Below are 1,015 nucleotides of genomic sequence, written 5' to 3' on the forward strand. Positions count from 1 at the left end.
GCACCCGGGCGCACCACGTCGAGGTGCAGGCGGTTGCGCAGCGGGCGCGGCTCGCCCGACCTCCGGACGCGCAGCGCGGGGTCGCGGCGCAGCGGGTCGACGAGACCTCCGTCGTCGGTGGGTGCGTAGCCGAGCACGCCCTGCCAGAACGGGCGCACCGCGGCGGGGTCCGGCGACTCCACGACGACGCTCAGTCGCTGGAGGGCCGACGGGTCCGCGGTCAGACCGAGGTCGCGCGCCACCGCCGACACCGCACCCGCGTGCTCGTCCGACCCGACGCGCACGCGCACGCCGGTCGCGCGCAGGTCGACCAGGACGTCGCCCGTCAGGTCGAGCAGCCGCCCCGTGAGCGCGGCCCCCTCCGTCAGCGACGGTGCGTCGAACCACGCCGTCGCGACGCCGTCGACCGTCCGCCAGTCCGCCGTCGTCCCCGTCATACGGGGCACGCTAGGCGCGCGCACCGGGTGGCGACCAGGGTCGACCGGACGCCCGCGCGGTGCGGACGTGTCACACGCGCGCGTGCTGTCTCGTCTCGTGCACGAGAGCGCCGCACGGGTGCTCGGGAGCGACGGGAGACACCTCATGAGCACGCACGTGCTGGTCCTCGGCGGCGGGTACGCCGGTGTGATGGCCGCGAACCGCCTGTCCGGCCGCGACGACGTCTCGGTCACCCTCGTCAACCCGCGGGCGCGGTTCGTCGAGCGCGTGCGGCTGCACCAGGTCGCGGCCGGGACGCACGGCGGCCTCCACGACTGGGCGGAGGTGCTGGGGGAGCGGGTGCGCGTGGTCGTGGACGAGGCGACGGACATCGACACGGCGCACCGCCGGGTCCGGCTCGCGGGCGGGACCGACCTGCCCTACGACCACCTCGTGTACGCGGTCGGCAGCCACGCGACCGACGGCGGGGTGCCGGGTGCCGCCGCGCACGCGCTCGCGGTCAGCACGTTCGAGTCCGCGACGCGGGTGCGGGCGACCCTCGACGCCACGCCGACCGCGCCCGTGGTCGTCGTCGGCG

The 1,015-nt window shown here is 76.7% G+C and carries 2 protein-coding genes; one reads left to right on the forward strand and one right to left on the reverse strand.

Annotated features, from left to right (window positions below; genetic code table 11):
- On the reverse strand, positions 1 to 437 hold a 437-nt coding region (locus HGA02_RS20205), incomplete at its 3' end, for a VOC family protein (RefSeq protein ID WP_281357235.1).
- A 145-nt stretch (positions 438 to 582) separates the two neighbouring features.
- Between HGA02_RS20205 and HGA02_RS20210 the strand changes: the two genes are divergently transcribed.
- Positions 583 to 1,015: FAD-dependent oxidoreductase (locus tag HGA02_RS20210; protein WP_168681220.1), on the forward strand; the 433-nt coding region annotated here is incomplete at its 3' end.

The sequence above is a fragment of the Cellulomonas septica genome, assembly GCF_012396155.1.
Taxonomy (GTDB): Bacteria; Actinomycetota; Actinomycetes; order Actinomycetales; family Cellulomonadaceae; genus Cellulomonas; species Cellulomonas septica.